Raw genomic sequence first — 16,550 nt, forward strand, 5'->3', positions numbered from 1 at the left:
GCGGCGCCACGTGAAACCGGAACTCTCTTGGGGCGGAGTGCGCTTGATCACGTACGGGTCCGGATTCGGGCGCTTGATCCCCTACGGACCTACACTCCGGCACATGACCAACCCGACCGCCTCCTCCGCCGCCGCTTCCTCCGCCCCGAGCCCTGCCGTCGCCGAGGACCTCGCGCCCACCGGCGTGCTGCGCGCCTCCATCAACCTCGGCAACCCGGTCCTCGCCCAGGGCACCCCGGAGGCGCCCGGAGGCATCACGGTCGACATCGCGCGCGAGGTCGGCGCCCGGCTCGGGCTTCCGGTGGAGTTCCTCTGCTTCGACGCGGCGCGCGCCTCGTACGAGGCGATGGCCACGGGCCGCGCCGACCTCTGCTTCCTCGCCGTCGAGCCCGCACGCGAGGCCGAGGTCGCCTTCACGGCGCCGTACGTCGTCATCGAGGGCGTCTATGTGGTGCCCCGGGACGCGGACTTCACGACGGCCGCCGACGTCGACCGGGACGGAGTGCGCATCGGCGTCAAGAAGGGGTCGGCCTACGACCTGTTCCTCACCCGGACCCTGGAGCACGCGATCGTCGTACGGGGCGCGGAGGGCGTCGACACGTTCCGCGAGGAGGGCCTGGAGGCGGGCGCGGGCATCCGGCAGCCGATGACCGCGTACGTCGCCGCACACCCCGAAGTCCGGCTGATCGAGGACCGGTTCATGCAGATCCGCCAGGCGGTGGGCACGACGAAGGGGCGCCGGCCCGAGACGGTGCGGTTCCTCGCCCAGCTGGTCGAGGAGCTGAAGGCCGGCGGCTTCGTGGCGGAGTCGCTGCGGCGGGCGGGCCAGGACGATGCGCTGGTGGCGCCGCCTGCGAGGGGCTGAGCGCCTGCCGGCGAGGGCGCCGCGCGGAGACCTCAGATGCGGCCTCAGATGAACGGGCGGCGGTGAGCCGCCCAACTCAACATGTCACCGGCCGAGTTGGGGTGATCAGCGGGGTGGCGTGATCGGTGGAGTGGGGGCTACCCCTTGGAACGCCCCGCCGATCGCTTCGCCTGCCAGAGCGCCAGTCCTCCGAGCGCGACGCCACCCCCGATCGCCCACCACACCGAGGGGTTCTCCTCCACCCACATGCGCTGGTCGTCCGGCAGGGCGAGGGAACCGGTCAGGCGGTGGCGGCCCGGGACCAGGCAGGCCAGGGCCAGGAACGCGACGAGGCCGACGGCTGCCGTGCCGGTGAAGCGCACCCACTGGCGGCTCCTCAGCGCGGAGTCGGCCAAGGTCCACGTACACACGATGGCGCTGCCGCAGAACGCGCCGAAGGCGGGGGCCGCGCCGGGACCGAGGCCCGCGACCCAGCGCCACAGGTGATCTCCCGTGACGACCGATGCGGCGCCGCCGAGGACGATGATCCAGGGCAGCTTCAGTGCGTGGCGTTCTGACCACTTGGTGGCCGTGGTGGACATTTCTGCCCATTCCCCCTTGAGTCCAATTTCCCCCGCATTCCCGCTGCTCGGGAATTTTACGGGTGTTACGGACGTACGTTCCAGCTCGCCACCACCGGCCGCCCGTGCTCCGTGCTGAGGCGGCTCACCGTCCCCGTCGCGAGCAGGAAGATCGAGCCGCCCGATGCGGGCAGGCCGAGGCGGCGGGCCGTCAGGGCGCGCAGGAAGTGGGCGTGGGCGAAGAGGAGGACGCTGCCCTCGTTGTTGGCGAGGGCGGCATCGACCTTCGCCAGCATGCGGTCCGCGCGGTCCGCCACCTGCTCGGGGCTCTCACCGGGGTGCTCCGGCGGGCCGGGGGCGGCGCCGTCCGTGAACAGGTACCAGTCGGGGCGGGTGCGGTGGATCTCGACGGTCGTGACGCCCTCGTACGCGCCGTAGTCCCACTCGGCGAGGTCCGGGTCCACCGTCGCGTCCGGGAACCCGGCGAGCGCCGCGGTCTCGCGGGCGCGCTCGCGCGGGCTCGTGAAGGCCGCGCCGATGCGGTACGTGCCGACCAGCGGGGCCAGGGAACGGGCCTGCCTGCGGCCGTTCTCGGTGAGGGGGATCTCCGTCCAGCTCGTGTGCTGGCCGCTCAGGGACCACTCGGTCTCGCCGTGCCGCACGAGGAGCAGATCACCCATGGTTCGCGTACCGTCCGTTCGCTCGGTGGTGGCCCTGCCGTGCGGCACGGCCACCACCGAGATTGCCACGACGGGCAGGTCAGACGGCGGGCGGCACCCTCGAAGGGCGGCCCGAGCCGCGCGTCAGGGCGTAGCCGCCGATACCGGCGAGCGCCGCGAGGACGCCGCCGAGGCCGGTCCAGATCCAGCGCGAGGACCACCAGCCGGAGGCCCAGCCGTCCTCGGGCTCGGCGGCGGCGACCGTCTTGCCCGCGCTGCCCGCGCCGGGCACCAGCGGCTCGGCGAGCTTGCCGTCGACGGCCTGCGCCCCGCCCGCGTCGGTCGTGGTGACCTTCGCCTCGGCCCGCACGGGCGCACCCAGGTCGTCCGCCTTCAGGCCGGTGACGGTCAGGCGGGCGTAATAGGTGCCGGGGAGCGGGTCGTTGGCCCACTGCTCCGACCAGGACCTGACCGTACGCAGCGTGCAGGAGAGCGAGACCGAGCCCGCGTCCTGGGCCGCCGTCCTCGTCGGCGTGCCCAGGCGGCACGCCTGGTGGCGGCGGAGCCCGTCGTACACGTCGAGCTGCCAGGTCGACGCGGCGTGCCGGGCGGCGGCCTCGGGCAGCTTCACCGTGGTGTGCACGGTGGCGCGCTGCCCGGCGTCCGCGGGGAACGACCAGTACAGGTAGTCGCCCGTGGAGGCGTCGGCCGTGGCCGCCTCGTCCGCGTCGGGGGTCAGTGCGGTGGCGGTGCGGAAGGAGGTGCCCGCCTGGGAGGGGGGCGCGGACTTCTTGTCCGTGCCGCCACTGTCGCCGTCGTCGGCCGTCGCCGGGCCCGCGAGAGCCAGCAGTGCCGCCCCCGCGAGGAGCGCGGAATTACGCAACACACTCACCGTACGCATCAGTTGGTCCTCCACACCGCGAAGCGCCAGCGCGACAGCCAGCCCCAGATGACGCCGCCGACGAAGCCGGTCAGGACCAGCAGGCCGAGCAGCCACCAGCCGTGGCCGAGGCCGAAGAAGGCCACGTCGGACGCCTGGTCCGGGCCGTCCACGACGTCCACGGCGAGCTCGACGGGCAGGCCGGGCGCGCGCTTGACGGAGGCGGGCGCGGAGAAGGAGTTGCTCACGCGCAGGCAGACGGACTCGGCCCGGTCCTCGTCCTCGTCGTCCTCTGCTTCCGCCTTCGGGTAGCGCAGGCCGGTGGAGATGACGTCGGTGCGGCCGTCGCCCGCCTCGGAGCCGCGCACCAACTCGCGGCCGCTCTCGGTGGACGCGGTGAGCAGCACCCCGTAGTCGGGGTTGACCGCACGGTCGGCGCCCACGCTCACGGAGGCGCGGAGCTCCTGGCCCGGCTTCACGGGAACGCGGTAGTAGCGGTGCTCGCCGAAGGTCTCGCGGTCGGTGTAGAGACCGGACTTCAGCTCGGGCGCGTCGGTGCACTGCGCGGCACCCTCGGTGGCCACGGGGGTGACCACGGGGTCGGCCGCCCGGTCGACCAACTGCTTGACGCGGCCGGAGAGTTCGTCGGTGTGCCGGACCGAGGTGTAGGTGCCGCCGGTGGCCTCGGCGATGCAGCTGAGCTGGTCGCGGGTCTTGGCGTCCGGCACCAGGCCGAGCGTGTCGATGGTGAGGTGGATGCCCTTGGCGGCGATGTCGCGGGCGACCACGCACGGGTCGAGCGGCTGGCAGGTGTCCTCGCCGTCGGAGATGAGGACGATGCGGCGGCTCGCCTCCTTGTCGCCCTTGTCCAGGTCGTCGGCGGCCTTGAGCAGCGTCGGGCCGATCGGGGTCCAGCCGGTGGGCGCGAGCGTCGCCACGGCGGCCTTCGCCTCGGTGCGGCCCGCCGAGTCGAGCTTGCCGACCGGGTAGAGGAGCTCGGTGTCCTTGCAGCCCGTCTTGCGGTCGTCGCCGCGGTAGTTGGCGCCGAGGGTCCGTATGCCGAGCTCGACGTCGTCGGGCGTCGCGTCGAGCACCTCGTTGAACGCCTGCTTCGCGGCGGCCATCCGGGAGCGTCCGTCGATGTCGCGGGCCCGCATGGACCCGCTGACGTCGAGCATCAACTCGACCTTGGGCGCGGCCTGCTGCGGCTCGTCGGCCGGTTCGCCGTCGGCGGCGGCCGGACCCGCCCCGAGCAGCACGGCGGTCAGGGCGGCGAGCAGGGCGAGGCCGCGTCCGCAGGGTCCCGTCGTCCGCCCGGAGGGCGGGCCCTGCGGCGTCTGGTGCGTGCTCTCGGCGTGCTGGCCGGAAGCCCTCGTACTGGACGTACTTGGGCTTTCGGCCGGTGCGGCGAGAGTGCGTGCCAGGCGTCGCAGGGCAGGCGGGACCCTGCGGACGCGGCCTCGGCCCCGGACCGCCGTCCGTTGTCTTGTGATCATCGCCGGATCCTATTGATCTTCGCCGACAACCCCAAAAAGGGGACATGGATCCGGGCGCCGGTGGCGCCACCGCCGTAAGTGGCGCCCCTTGTCCGAGCGAGTTCGCTCCCCTCGCCGAGGCGGCTTCGCGCCGCTCAGCGCCGCAGCTCACTCCCCCCGAACGAGCCCGAGCCGTCCGCCTGTTTCCACCACGCCTCCAGGCCCGCCTGGTCGAGCCCGCGCCAGTCCGGTGTCTCCTGTACGAGGGCGCGGCCGAGGGCCCGGCCCAGGTCGACCATCGTGCGGCCGGCCGGCGTGCGGTCGGTTTCGTAGGTGTCGAGGGCGTCCGGCCAGGTCGTGGCGGTGGCGAAGGCGGACTCCAGGACCGTGGCGTCCTGCAGCGCCTTGACCGCGCCCGCGCCGGTGTGCGGGCGCGCGACCGTGGCCGCGTCCCCCATGAGCAGGACGCGGTCCGCGGTGTAGCGGGGCGCCGTGAAGTCATACATGGGCTGGAGGAAGCACTCGGCGGGCTTCGTCAGGAGCACCAACTCGCCCCAGTAGGGCGGCAGCAGCTGCTCCGCCACGTACCTGAGGTGGCGGTCGAGGGCCTCGGTGAGGCCGCCCGGCGGGAGGCTGGTGGGGGCGGCCAGCGTCAGGTCGCGGTCCAGGCCGAGGCCGCCGAGGGCGCCGTCCGGGGGCGGGGCGGTGTAGAGGACCCAGTTGACGCGGTCGCCGCCGTGGTCGTCCGGGATGCGGTAGATGATGACGTGGCCGCCCGGGAAGACCGCGTACACGGCGTCCTCGCGCGCCCACAACTCCGGGTGCGGGAGCCGGTGTTCGGGGTAGGCGCCGCGCCAGGCGAGATACCCGGCGTACGCGGGCCGGACCTCGGCGAAGGACTCACGGACCACCGAGCGGTAGCCGTCGGCGCCGATCACCAGGTCGAAGCGCTCGCTGTGGCCGGTCTCCGTCTCCACCTCGGCGCCGTCGGGGCCCGGTCGCACCCCCGTCACCCGCGAGCCCCCGAGGAAGCGCACCGACGCGGGCACGCGCTCGCGCAACTCCCGCCACAGCGGGCCCCAGTTGTACGTACGGAAGGGGAAGGGCGTCACGGCGAACTCGCGCCCGAGCGACCCCGATGCCGCGTCGTCGTCGCGCACGTACCACCGGCGGCGCACCAGCTGCACCCATGGCATGCCCGCGTCCATGTACCCGGCCGACTCCAGCTCCGCGTAACGGGAGTTGTGCGCCGCGAGCCCGACCCCGCGCTCCGCGAGGTCGCCCGCCGCCCGCTCGTACACCGTGATCTCGTCCACGCCGCCCCGGTGTGCGGCGACGGCCGCGGCGCACCCGGCGATGCTGCCGCCCACGACGGCGACCTTGCCTCCACGCATCATCCGGCCATCCTGGCAGCAGTGATGACCCTCTGTCAGCACCCGCCGTCAGTACATGGACACGCCGCGTTCCGCGAAGAACGGCTCGAAGTGTTCGGGCGCGAGGGTGGCGGTGCGGGTGGCGGCGTCGATGCCGGAGGGGTTGTGGAAGTGGAGCCTGCCGTCCGGGGTGCGGGCGGTCAGGAGCACCAGGTGCCCGCCGCGGCCAGGGGCGGGGCGGTGCGGGCGCCGGATCTCGAAGTGCACGGAGGCCATGACGGTGCGCCCCTCGTCGAGCAGGCCGATGATCTCCTCGACCGAAAGGTGCCGGTGCACGGTGGTGCCGATGCCGTGCACCTCGCGTGCGTACTCCGCGAACGGCGCGTAGACGAGCCCCCGGATCTCGCCCTCCGCGTCCTCCGTGTAGGCGCCGAACTTCAGCGCCCCGTCGCGGAGTTCGAAGAGGGAGGGGGCGGCCGGCCCCAGGGCCATGCGGAAGCACGTGAGGCCGCACAGGTGCCCGCACCAGCGCGCGTAGTCGTCGAGCGTCGCCGCGCCGGACTCCCGCCAGGCGGGGTCGTCGCCGCGGTCGTGGCCCTCGTACACGATCGGCCCGACCAGCTCGGGCGAGGCGAACTGGGTGTACGAGGGGAGCGGGCAGGCGGTGCAGTCGTGGTTCATGGCGAACGACGGTACGTCAGTCACTGCTGACAGGCCCGGTACGTCACTGCCGATAGCCGCTGAGGAAGCGGCCGATGCGGCTGATCGCGGCGTCCAGGTCGTCGGCGTACGGCAGCGTGAGGATGCGGAAGTGGTCGGGGCGCGGCCAGTTGAAGCCGGTGCCCTGGACGACCTGGATCTTCTCGCGGAGGAGGAGGTCGAGGACGAACTTCTCGTCGTCGACGATGGGGTGCACCTTCGGGTCGATGCGCGGGAAGGCGTACAGCGCGCCCTTCGGCTTCACACAGCTGACGCCCGGGATCTCGTTGAGCTTCTCCCACGCCTTGTCGCGCTGCTCGTGGAGGCGGCCGCCCGGGGCGGTGAGCTCGTGGATGGACTGGCGGCCGCCGAGTGCGGCCTGGATGGCGTACTGGGCGGGGGCGTTGGGGCACAGCCGCATGGAGGCGAGCATGGTGAGCCCCTCCAGGTAGCTCTTCGCGTGCTGCTTGGGTCCGGTCACCACCATCCAGCCCGAGCGGAAGCCCGCGACGCGGTACGTCTTGGAGAGGCCGCAGAAGGTCAGGACCACCAGGTCGGGGGCGAGCGCGGCGACGCTGTGGTGCACGGCGCCGTCGTAGAGGATCTGGTCGTAGATCTCGTCGGCGAAGACCATCAGGCCGTGGCGGCGGGCCAGGTCGAGGATGCCTTCGAGGACCTCGCGGGGGTAGACCGCGCCGGTGGGGTTGTTCGGGTTGATGATCACGACGGCCTTGGTGCGGTCGGTGATCTTCGCGGCCATGTCGTCGAGGTCGGGGTACCAGTCCGCCTGCTCGTCGCACAGGTAGTGCACGGCCTTGCCGCCGGACAGGGTGGTGACGGCGGTCCAGAGCGGGAAGTCGGGGGCCGGGATGAGGACCTCGTCGCCGTCTTCCAGGAGGGCCTGGACGGCCATGGACACGAGCTCGGAGACGCCGTTGCCGAGGAAGATGTCGTCGACGTCGACTTCCGTCAGGCCGAGGGCCTGGTAGCGCTGGGCGACGGCGCGGCGGGCCGAGAGGATGCCGCGCGAGTCCGTGTAGCCGTGGGCCGTGGGGAGCATCCGGATCATGTCCTGGACGATCTCCTCGGGCGCCTCGAAGCCGAACAGCGCGGGGTTGCCCGTGTTGAGGCGGAGCACGCTGTGGCCCGCCTCCTCCAGGGCGTTGGCGTGCTCGATGACCGGGCCCCGGATCTCGTAACAGACCTCGCTGAGCTTGCTCGACTGCCGGAACTCCATGCGACGCGCCTCCTGTGACGTTAGTGACTTGGTTTTACCAAGTAGCACCTTGGAAAGTCCAACAAATTGCTTAGACTGCGTCGCATGCCACCTCGCCGTACGCCCTCCAGGCGCAGCTACGACCAGTACTGCGCGGCCGCCCGCGCCCTCGACGCGGTGGGCGACCGCTGGACCCTGCTGGTCGTCCGCGAGCTGCTCGTCGGGCCGCGCCGCTACACGGACCTGCACGCCGACCTCCCGGGTGTGAGTACGGACGTCCTCGCCTCGCGCCTCAAGGACATGGAGCGGGAGGGCCTGGTGACCCGCCGCAAGCTCCCGCCGCCCGCGGCGGCCTCCGTCTACGAACTCACCGGCCGGGGGCGCGAGTTGCTCCCGGTCCTGCAGGCGCTCGGCACGTGGGGCGCCCCTGCCCTCGCCGAGCGCAGGGACACGGACGCGGTGCGCGCCCACTGGTTCGCGCTGCCGCTGCTGCGGCACTTGGCGGGGCTCGGGGTGCCGGGGACCGCGGAAGTGCGGCTGGACGAGGGGCAGTTCCACGTACGAGTGGGAGAGGCGCCGGTGGGGGAGACGTCGGTGGGGGAGACAACGGTCGGAGAGACCGTCGGCGACACCGGTTACGGCGACGGCCCGGCGCCCACCGACCCCGACGTCCGCCTCGCCCTGTCCGCCGAGACCTGCGCCGAGGTGAGCCGGGGAGCGGCGACGCTCGCGGAGGCGGTGCGGGACGGCCGCATCGAGGTCACGGGCGAGGGCCGCCTCGCCAAGGCCCTGGCGGCCCTGCGGGAAACCTGATCGCGGGGCGGCCGCACGGCCGCTTAAGGTGGCCGGTGTGCTGCGAGAAGTGACTGCTGTCCGGTATGTGACCCCGCTGCGGACCGGTGGCTCCGTGCCCGGCGTCGTCGAGACCGACGACCTCGGCACGTACGTCGTGAAGTTCACCGGCTCCGCGCAGGGCACCAAGGCGCTCGTCGCCGAGATCATCGTGGGCGAGCTCGCCCGCCGCCTCGGGCTGCGCTTCCCGGACCTGGTCCTGGTCCACTTCGACCCGGCGGTCGCCGCCGACGAGCCGCACCAGGAGGTCCAGGACCTGCTGCACGCCAGCGCCGGGCTCAACCTGGGCATGGACTATCTGCCGGGCGCCGCCGACTTCACGCCCGAGGCGATCGACGTGGACCCGCTGGAGGCGGGCCGCATCGTCTGGCTCGACGCCCTCACCGCGAACGTGGACCGCACGGTGCACAGCTCGAACCTGATGATCTGGCCGACGTTCGGGGTGCAGCCGCCCCGGCTCTGGCTGATCGACCACGGGGCGGCGCTGGTCTTCCACCACCGCTGGGGCACGTCGGCGCCGGACAAGGCGTACGACTTCCGCCACCACGCGCTCGGCGGCTACGGGCCGGACGTCCGGGCGGCGGACGCGGAGCTGGCGCCGCAGGTGACCGAGGAGCTGCTGCGGGAGATCGTGGCGGAGGTGCCGGAGGCGTGGCTGGCGGGAGAGCCCGGATTCGCCGGCCCCGAGGAGGTCCGGGAGGCGTACGTCACCTACCTCGCGGAGCGCGCCCGATCCTCCGCGGCGTGGCTGCCCGAGGGCTTCCCCTCGCGCGACGAGCTCGCCTCGGAGGACGTGCGGCGGGCGCGGGCGGTGGAGGCGGGGCGGCCCGCGTGGCTGAAGCGGGTGCCGGACTTGCAGGGGAGACCGCAGACGCGGTGAGTTCTGCGCCTCTCCGGCCACCGTCTAGGGTGTTGAGGATGCCGCTTGTCGAAGTGACCTACGTGCCCACGGTGCCCGAGCCTCAGCTGCGCGAACTCGGTTCGGTGCTGCCGCATTTGGTGTCCCTGGCCGTGGAGTGCCCCGAGGAGCCGTACGACGGCGAGTTGCGGCCCGGGGACGTCGAGATCCGCTTCCGGCCGCTGAGCCCGCTGGACCGTAGCGGTCTGACGGTGGTGATCGAGATCAAGTCGAAGTGGACCGCAAGCAGGGAAGCCAACCGCCAAGAGCGCGTGGACGCGCTGCACGCGGGCATCCGCGCCGCCACCGGGATCGCCGACTTCGGCGTCTACCTGTCCCTGCCGAGCGCCGCTTGGTCCCAGGGAGACTGACGGCTCCTGGGCCGGAACCGGCCCCGACGGGAACCAGAACGCATCTCCAGGTGCTCTACGATGCGGGACTCCGCTCAGGTGGCAGGCAGGGGGAGCAGTGACGCAGGGGGCGCGCGAGGGCGACGTGATCGCGGACCGCTATCGGCTGGTCCGGGTCCTCGGGTCCGGCGGCATGGGCCGCGTGTGGGAGGCGCACGACGGCCGCCTGGAGACCCGGGTGGCGCTCAAGGAGCTGTGGCTGCGCCCGGAGCTGTCGGCCGCGGAACAGTCCGCGCGGCTCAAGCGCGCCGAACGGGAGGCGCTCAGCGCCGCGCGGCTGCGCGACCATCCGAACGTCGTCACCGTCCACGACGTCGTCATGCACGACGACCGCCCCTGGATCGTGATGCAGCTCGTCAGCGGCGGCACGCTCCAAGACCGGCTCAAGAGCGGGCCGTTGGAGCCGCCCGCCGTCGAGGGCATCGCCGCCGCGCTGCTCGCCGCGCTCGGCGCCGCGCACCGTGCGGGCATCGTGCACCGCGACGTGAAGCCCGCCAACGTGCTGCTCACCGAGGACCGGCAGATCCTCCTCACCGACTTCGGCATCGCCGCCTCCGAGGAGGGCACGTCCCTGACCGTGACCGGCGCGGTCATCGGCTCCGCGCCCTACCTCGCGCCGGAACGCGCCCTGGGGGACCGGGGCGGCACGGCGAGCGACCTCTTCTCGCTGGGCACGACGCTGTACGAGGCGGTGGAGGGGAGAAGCCCGTTCCAGCGGGACACGGCGGCCGCCTCGCTGCACGCCGTCGCGTACGACGACCCGCCGCCCATGCGTCGCGCCGGGCGCCTCGGACCGCTGCTCACGCGTCTGCTCGCGAAGGAGCCGGACGAGAGGCCGTCGATCGGGCAGGCCGAGGAGATGCTCAAGTCGGCGCCGGGGGGCGGGGGTTCGGACGGGTTCACCAAGCCGCTGGACGAGCTGGACGAGCTGGAAGAGAGGGAAGAGTGGGAAGATCTGGAAGAGGTGGAGCGTGCGGAGCGGCCCGAGCGGGCCAGGAACACGCGGCGGGCCGGGCGGGTTGAGCGCGCGACGCTGAAGGTCACCAACGACGTCGGCACGCTCCTGCGGCTCCTTGTCGACGACGTGCTCGTCGGGCGCATCCCGGTGGGCCGCACCGGCACCTTCGAGATCGAGGCGGGCGACCGCGACGTGCGCGCGTGGATCACCGGCGGGCCGCGCAGCGCACCCAACGAGACGTACGTGAAGGCGGGGACGACCCTGCGGCTGACGGCTCGCGTGCAGGGGACGGGCCTGGTGCTGACGCCGGGGAGCAGCCTGAGCGCGGCGAGTACGGCGGGTACGGCGAGTACGGCGAGCAGGGTCACGGAGACGTCCCGGCCGAAGCCCGCGGGGCCCGCGCGGCAGCAGCCCAAGAGCGGTCCGAACTCCCCGAACAGCGCCAAGTCCCCGGGCAGTTCGAACCCCTCGTCCTCCTCGTCCCCCTCGTCTTCCTCGTCCTCCTCCGGGGGCTGTTTCCTGGCCGTCGTCGTCGCCCTCGGCCTCGCCCTGCTCCTGTACGCCACCAATCAGGGCTTCTCCGGGTTCGTCAGCCGCGAATGGCACGGCGACGTCGAGTCGGCCGACGTGGGCGACTGCTTGTACAGGGACGTTTCCATGGGCGACGGCAGGGGCTCGTCCGAGTGGGGCAAGGTGCCCTGCTGGGCGGAGGCCGCCGACTACGAGGTGCGGGTCAGGGGCACCGACCAGCATCTGAAGGTGCTGGGCGAGGAAGCCTGCGGGTCGGGGTTGGCCGCGCGTGAACGGATCCTGATCAGCGGCGGATACCTGTGCGCCGAGTCGAAGTGAATCGGCCGCGGGATCCGTCTCAGCGGCGGGAGCGGTCCACGAGCCACGCCAGGGCCTCCGCACCACCGGTGCCGAGCACCGAGATGTGCCCGTCGGGCGGGCTCACCCGCAGCTCCGCCGAGGGGCAGCGGCCCGCGAGCCACCGGCTGTGCGCACAGGGCGCGACCCGGTCCCGGCCGCCGTGCAGGAAGAGGACGGGCGCGGTGATGCCGGTGGGGTCGAACCCCCACGGAGCGACGTAGGACAGGTCGTCGTCGATCAGCCCGCCCGGACCGTGTGCGAGGGCGCGGCCGACGATCCCGCCGAACCAGGACCACTCACCCGCGAGCGCGGCGTGATCGTCCGGCGTGAACATCTCCGGGTCGTACGCGGCGGCCGCCTCGTACCGCTCCTTCGCCGCGCGCCCCTCGACCGCTGCCCGTAGGGACGCCACACCGCAGTCCGCCATCCCCGCGAACCAGTCGAGTCCGTCGGGTCCGTCGAGTCCATCAGGTCCGTCGGATCCGTCAGGTCCGTCGGCCCCGAACGGCGCGAGCCCCGCCACGTCCACCACGGCGAGCACGCGCTCCGGCAGCAGCGCGGCGCAGGCCAGCGCGTGCGGGCCGCCGCCGGAGTGGCCCATGACCGCGAACCGGCCGATGCCGAGCGCGTCGGCGACGGCGGCCGTGTCGGCGGCGGCCGAGGCCACGGTCCGCCCCGGCCGGGCGGGCGAACCCCCGTACCCGGGACGGTCGTACGACACCCAGCGGACCCCCAGCCGTGCGGCGGCCGGGAACAGCGGCTCGGGCGGTGCGCCGATGTTGGGCGTGCCGTGGTGCCAGAAGACGACGGGGCCGCAGTCCTCGGACCCGTCCGCGCCGGTGTCGTAGACGTGCAGCCGCCGCCCGTCACTCAGCTCCAGATCGCACTCTCTCAAGCCGCTCCCCTTCACCTTTCACAGCCCGATCACGGGACCAGCCTCTCATCCGCCCGCGGAGGACCGGTCGAGTTCGCGCGCGGCCACCTCGACGGCGAGCGGGGCGTTCTCGGCGCCGTCGGGCGGTCACACTTCTCCCGCGCGATCCGTCAGGGCAGTGAAAGCAACTCGAGGGGCCCTTCTCAAGAGGTTCTTCTCAAGAGGCCCTTCTCGAAAGCCCTAAGGAGACAGCGATGGCAACGCGATCGATCACGGCAGAGGTCCCGATGACCCCGAGGATGCCGGAGGACCCGGCGGGGCTCGTGCCCGGGATGGCGGAGGTGTCGGCGGCCCTGTTCAAGGTGACCGGCAACGGTTCGGTGCCGCGCTCGACGATCAGCCTGGTGCAGCTGCGCGCCGGACAGATCGCCGGCAGCACCTACCTGACCGTTCTGCACACGGGATTCCTGAACAAGGCCCGGGAGTCGCAGGAGCGGATCGCGTCGGTGGCGTCCTGGAAGGACTCGCCGTACTTCACCGGCGCCGAGCGTGCCGCGCTGGCGCTGGTGGAGGCCGTGCTCCAGCCGTCCGCGGAGGGCGAACGGGTCTCCGACGACCTGTACGCGCAGGCGGCCGAGCACTACGAGCCGAAGGCGCTCGCCACGCTGATGTTCGCGATCGGCCAGGTCAACTTCTTCACCCCCGTGGCCCTCATCGCCAAGCCGGTCCCCGGCCGGTCGTTCACGGATCCGTGGAACTGAGGCGTCCCGTCAGGCGGCGTCGAGGGCCTGGCTGATCTTGGAGGCTGCCCTGCCCGGTCACCGCGCCGCGACTTTGTGGACCGTGGTGTCGTCGGGATCCAGGCGGCGCCCGTCCGCAGACCGGACCTCCAGGGCACGCAGGCGCTCTCCCCGGCGGCGGTCGACCAGCTCCGAGTGCGGTTCGCCGGGGGCGAAGAAGTTCTGTTCGCCCCACTGCCGCAGGGCCACGATGACGGGGAAGAGCGCCTTGCCCTTCGGCGTCAGCACGTACTCGCGGTAGGCGCTGCCGTCCGAGGCGGGGACGGATTCGAGGACGCCCCCGGCGACGAGGTTGCGCAGGCGCGTGGTGAGGATGTTCTTCGCGACGCCGAGGCTGCGCTGGAACTCCCCGAAGCGCCGGCTGCCGTCGAAGGCGTCCCGCACGATCAGCAGGGACCACCAGTCGCCGATCGCGTCCACGGACCGGGCGACGGGACATTCGCTGTCATCGAAGCGGGTTCTGGTGACCATGGCGACCTCCCTCTCTTCCTTCCTCAGCTCTGAAGCTCAGCTCTGAAGCTCAGCTCTGCGGCTCAGCTCTGCGGCTCGCATCCCCACTGGTTGCAACATGCTACCAGTGGGGCTACCGTCCTCACTGGTAGCAAGTTGCAACCAGTATGGGGAGGGGTGCTGATGTCGGGCAACTGCGCGACGGCGACGGGCAATTGTGAGACCGGTGCGCGGGGAGTGCAGGGAGCGCGAGGGGGCGGCTCCGAGAAGTTCGTCCTCTCCCGGGCCGTCGTCATCCTCTTCGCCGTCGCCTGCGGCGCAGCCGTCGCCAACGTCTACTTCTCCCAGCCGCTCCTCGTGACCATCGGCCACGACCTCTCCATGAGCCCGGCGCTCGTCGGCAGCGTCGTCACCCTCACGCAGGTCGGCTACGGCCTGGGGCTCTTCTTCCTCGTGCCGCTGGGCGACGTGACCGACCGCAGGCGGCTCGTCGTCGCCCAACTCCTGCTTCTCGTGGTGGCGTTGGCGGGGGTGGCCACCGCCCGCGCCGCGGTGGTCCTCCTCGCGGGCATGGCCGCCACGGGGCTGCTCGCCGTCGTCACCCAGACGCTGGTCGCCTTCGCGGCGTCACTGGCCCCGCCCACCGGACGGGGCCGGGTCGTCGGCCTGGTCACCAGCGGAGTGGTCATCGGCATCCTGCTGGCCCGCACCGTGTCCGGCCTCCTGGCCGACCTCGCGGGCTGGCGCTCCGTCTACGTCGCCTCGGCGGCGCTCACGGCGCTGCTCGCCCTGGTCCTGCACCGGGTGCTGCCGCGCCACGGAGGGGCCGGGCCGACGGCCACCCGCCTCCGCTACGGTCAACTCCTGCGCTCCACGGCCGCGTTGTTCGCGGGGGAGCGGCTGCTCCGGCTGCGCGCCCTGTTCGGCCTGCTGGTCTTCGCCTCGTTCAGCACCCTGTGGAGCAGCGTCGCGCTGCCGCTCAGCGAGGCCCCGTACTCCATGTCCCACAGCGAGATCGGGGCCCTGGGCCTGATCGGTGTCGCGGGCGCGCTGGCCGCGAACGTGGCGGGGCGCCTCAACGACCGCGGACTCTCCCGGCACACCACCGGCATCGCCCTGGCCCTGCTGGCCGTCTCCTGGCTGCCGCTGGCCTTCGCCCGGAGCTCGCTGTGGGCCCTGTTCCTCGGGGTGATCCTGCTCGATCTGGCCGTACAGGCGGTCCACGTCACCAATCAGACCCTGATCTACGCGCTGCACCCGGAGGCGGGCAGCCGGCTGATCGGCGGCTACATGATCTTCTACTCACTCGGCAGCGCGATCGGCGCCCTTGCTTCAACGTCCCTTTACGCGGTGGCCGGTTGGGGCGCGGTGTGCGTGCTGGGTGCCGGGTTCAGCTGCCTGGGGCTGGTGCTGTGGGCGTGCACGCGCGGCGGGGCGCGGTAAGGCGGGGAAGATCGTTACGAGCTTGTCTGCCAGGCCGGGGGCAGGACCACCCCGGCCGGTACGTTCTCCCCGTCCTGCGGGAGCAGATGGTCCGGCGCCCTGCCGGTCGCGTTCTTGAAGTCGACCCTGCCGCCGAGGAACGCCGCGTTGTCGAAGTCGACCGTGCCGTCCTGGAACACCGCGCTCTGGAAGTCGACGTCCCCGGCGGAGAATTCCGCCGCGCTGAAGTCGACTCGGCCGCCGGAGAACACCGCGTTGGTGAGGACGACTTCACTTCCGGAGAACTGTGCCCCGAAGAGGTTGATCCAGCCGTCGGAGAACACCGACCCGGTGAAGAAGACGGTGCCGCCGGAGAACTTGGCCCCGAGGAAGCTGACTCCGCAGCCGGAGAACCGCGCTTTCAGGAGGTGGACCGTGGCACCGCTGAACTTCGCCCCGAGAAAGCTGACTTCACCATCGGAGAAGGCGGCCTCCCGGAAGCTGACCTCGCCCCCGGAGAACACCGCCGAGCCGAAGTTCACCTCTCCTCCGCAGAAGGCCGCCCCACCGAAGCTGACCTTCCCGCCCGAGAACACCGCCTCACTGAAGTCCCCACCGTCGAAGACCACCCCGGTGAAGTCGAAGTCGTGCCCCTGCCACGAGTGCGGATGCCCGGCCGCCAGCCGCAGGTGATCCCGTACGAGCCGGATGACGGTGTGCCGCACCTCCCGCAGGGCCTGGTAGGCGTGCCGGGCCTGCGCGTCGCCGTTGGGGAGGTCTGCCTCCGCGACGTAGGGGAGGCGCAGGTACGCGCACAGGACGTCGATGGCGGTCTGGCGCAGCTCGCGCGTCGGGGCGTCGTCGGCGAGCCCGGCAAGCGCGTGCACGCCGCCGAGGCGCACCGCGGCGGAGTCGTCGCCGAGCTGCGACACCGCCGCGGTGAAGCGTTCGGTGTGCAGGCGCGTGGCGTCCCGCAGCGCGCCGTCCTCGTCCACGCGCTGGCGGCGGTAGGCGACGATCAGGGCCACGAGCGCACCGGCCCCGGCCACCACGCCGAAGGAGAGCTTGACGAGATCGAAGAGCGTCTTGGAGTCGATCCGGTGCTCGGGCTTCAACTCCCGTGCTCCCAGCAGATCCCAGGCGGTGTAGAAGACCCCGGCGGCGACGAGCAGCGCGACGACGAAGGCCAGGGTGAGGACCGTGCCGACGGGCCAGAGCCGCAGGCCGCGCCGTTCTTCGTTCGCGCGCTGGGAGAGCTCGGAGGGCTGGGAGAGACGTTGACTCATGAC

General features: G+C 72.3%; 17 protein-coding genes. 7 read left to right on the plus strand and 10 right to left on the minus strand.

The window, feature by feature from the left end; all coding sequences use genetic code 11:
* The first annotated feature begins 103 nt into the window (after nt 1-103).
* Entirely contained in the window at nt 104-865 is a 762-nt protein-coding gene (locus ACQB60_RS28935; protein ID WP_496929030.1) for a transporter substrate-binding domain-containing protein, read from the plus strand.
* A gap of 137 nt (nt 866-1,002) precedes the next feature.
* Here the strand turns inward: ACQB60_RS28935 and ACQB60_RS28940 are convergent, their stop codons facing one another.
* The 7 genes from ACQB60_RS28940 to ACQB60_RS28970 all read right to left on the minus strand — a co-directional run bounded on the left by ACQB60_RS28940 (nt 1,003) and on the right by ACQB60_RS28970 (nt 7,748).
* A complete protein-coding gene (locus ACQB60_RS28940; RefSeq protein ID WP_496929031.1) occupies nt 1,003-1,446 on the minus strand; it encodes a hypothetical protein in 444 nt (147 codons plus the stop codon).
* A gap of 65 nt (nt 1,447-1,511) precedes the next feature.
* Nucleotides 1,512-2,105 carry a histidine phosphatase family protein gene (locus tag ACQB60_RS28945; protein WP_496929187.1) on the minus strand — a complete coding sequence of 198 codons (594 nt, stop codon included), beginning with the start codon at nt 2,103-2,105 and terminating at the stop codon, nt 1,512-1,514.
* 79 nt (nt 2,106-2,184) lie between these two features.
* Nucleotides 2,185-2,985: a hypothetical protein gene (locus ACQB60_RS28950; protein ID WP_496929032.1), complete on the minus strand. Its 801-nt coding sequence runs from the start codon at nt 2,983-2,985 to the stop codon at nt 2,185-2,187.
* Complete coding sequence (locus tag ACQB60_RS28955) at nt 2,985-4,460, minus strand: VWA domain-containing protein (RefSeq protein ID WP_496929033.1); 1,476 nt, start codon at nt 4,458-4,460, stop codon at nt 2,985-2,987. Before ACQB60_RS28955 ends, ACQB60_RS28950 begins: the two co-directional genes overlap by 1 nt.
* Nucleotides 4,461-4,594: 134 nt before the next feature.
* Nucleotides 4,595-5,833 carry an FAD-dependent monooxygenase gene (locus ACQB60_RS28960; RefSeq protein WP_496929188.1) on the minus strand — a complete coding sequence of 413 codons (1,239 nt, stop codon included), beginning with the start codon at nt 5,831-5,833 and terminating at the stop codon, nt 4,595-4,597.
* 48 nt (nt 5,834-5,881) lie between these two features.
* Complete coding sequence (locus ACQB60_RS28965) at nt 5,882-6,493, minus strand: peptidase (protein ID WP_496929034.1); 612 nt, start codon at nt 6,491-6,493, stop codon at nt 5,882-5,884.
* Nucleotides 6,494-6,536: 43 nt separating this feature from the next.
* On the minus strand, nt 6,537-7,748 hold the full coding sequence (locus ACQB60_RS28970; RefSeq protein ID WP_496929035.1) for a pyridoxal phosphate-dependent aminotransferase: 1,212 nt from the start codon (nt 7,746-7,748) through the stop codon (nt 6,537-6,539).
* Nucleotides 7,749-7,832: 84 nt separating this feature from the next.
* Here ACQB60_RS28970 and ACQB60_RS28975 point away from each other — a divergent pair, with 84 nt between their 5' ends.
* The 4 genes from ACQB60_RS28975 to ACQB60_RS28990 all read left to right on the plus strand — a co-directional run bounded on the left by ACQB60_RS28975 (nt 7,833) and on the right by ACQB60_RS28990 (nt 11,694).
* Complete coding sequence (locus tag ACQB60_RS28975; RefSeq protein ID WP_496929036.1) at nt 7,833-8,540, plus strand: winged helix-turn-helix transcriptional regulator; 708 nt, start codon at nt 7,833-7,835, stop codon at nt 8,538-8,540.
* Between the two features lie 37 nt (nt 8,541-8,577).
* Nucleotides 8,578-9,459 (plus strand): HipA family kinase, encoded by an 882-nt coding sequence (locus ACQB60_RS28980; RefSeq protein WP_496929037.1) that lies wholly within the window; start codon nt 8,578-8,580, stop codon nt 9,457-9,459.
* A gap of 38 nt (nt 9,460-9,497) precedes the next feature.
* Nucleotides 9,498-9,848, plus strand: coding sequence for a hypothetical protein (locus ACQB60_RS28985; RefSeq protein ID WP_496929038.1), 351 nt, complete (start codon nt 9,498-9,500; stop codon nt 9,846-9,848).
* Nucleotides 9,849-9,945: 97 nt separating this feature from the next.
* The gene (locus tag ACQB60_RS28990; protein ID WP_496929039.1) at nt 9,946-11,694 is read left to right on the plus strand and encodes a serine/threonine-protein kinase; all 1,749 of its coding nucleotides are present in this window, start codon (nt 9,946-9,948) and stop codon (nt 11,692-11,694) included.
* 19 nt (nt 11,695-11,713) lie between these two features.
* On the opposite strand, the gene ACQB60_RS28995 is transcribed toward ACQB60_RS28990, so the two are convergent.
* Nucleotides 11,714-12,610: an alpha/beta fold hydrolase gene (locus ACQB60_RS28995; RefSeq protein ID WP_496929040.1), complete on the minus strand. Its 897-nt coding sequence runs from the start codon at nt 12,608-12,610 to the stop codon at nt 11,714-11,716.
* Nucleotides 12,611-12,843: 233 nt separating this feature from the next.
* On the opposite strand from ACQB60_RS28995, the gene ACQB60_RS29000 reads away from it, so the two are divergent.
* Nucleotides 12,844-13,350, plus strand: a complete 507-nt coding sequence (locus tag ACQB60_RS29000) for a carboxymuconolactone decarboxylase family protein (protein WP_496929041.1) — start codon at nt 12,844-12,846, stop codon at nt 13,348-13,350.
* 57 nt (nt 13,351-13,407) lie between these two features.
* Here ACQB60_RS29000 and ACQB60_RS29005 read toward each other — a convergent pair whose 3' ends face one another.
* Nucleotides 13,408-13,860, minus strand: coding sequence for a winged helix-turn-helix transcriptional regulator (locus ACQB60_RS29005; RefSeq protein WP_496929042.1), 453 nt, complete (start codon nt 13,858-13,860; stop codon nt 13,408-13,410).
* 162 nt (nt 13,861-14,022) lie between these two features.
* Between ACQB60_RS29005 and ACQB60_RS29010 the strand changes: the two genes are divergently transcribed.
* On the plus strand, nt 14,023-15,282 hold the full coding sequence (locus ACQB60_RS29010; RefSeq protein WP_496929043.1) for an MFS transporter: 1,260 nt from the start codon (nt 14,023-14,025) through the stop codon (nt 15,280-15,282).
* Nucleotides 15,283-15,296: 14 nt separating this feature from the next.
* Here the strand turns inward: ACQB60_RS29010 and ACQB60_RS29015 are convergent, their stop codons facing one another.
* Nucleotides 15,297-16,547 (minus strand): pentapeptide repeat-containing protein, encoded by a 1,251-nt coding sequence (locus ACQB60_RS29015; RefSeq protein ID WP_496929044.1) that lies wholly within the window; start codon nt 16,545-16,547, stop codon nt 15,297-15,299.
* Nucleotides 16,548-16,550: the final 3 nt, after the last annotated feature.

It is taken from the genome of Streptomyces odontotermitis (assembly GCF_050510915.1).
Classification (GTDB): Bacteria; Actinomycetota; Actinomycetes; order Streptomycetales; family Streptomycetaceae; genus Streptomyces.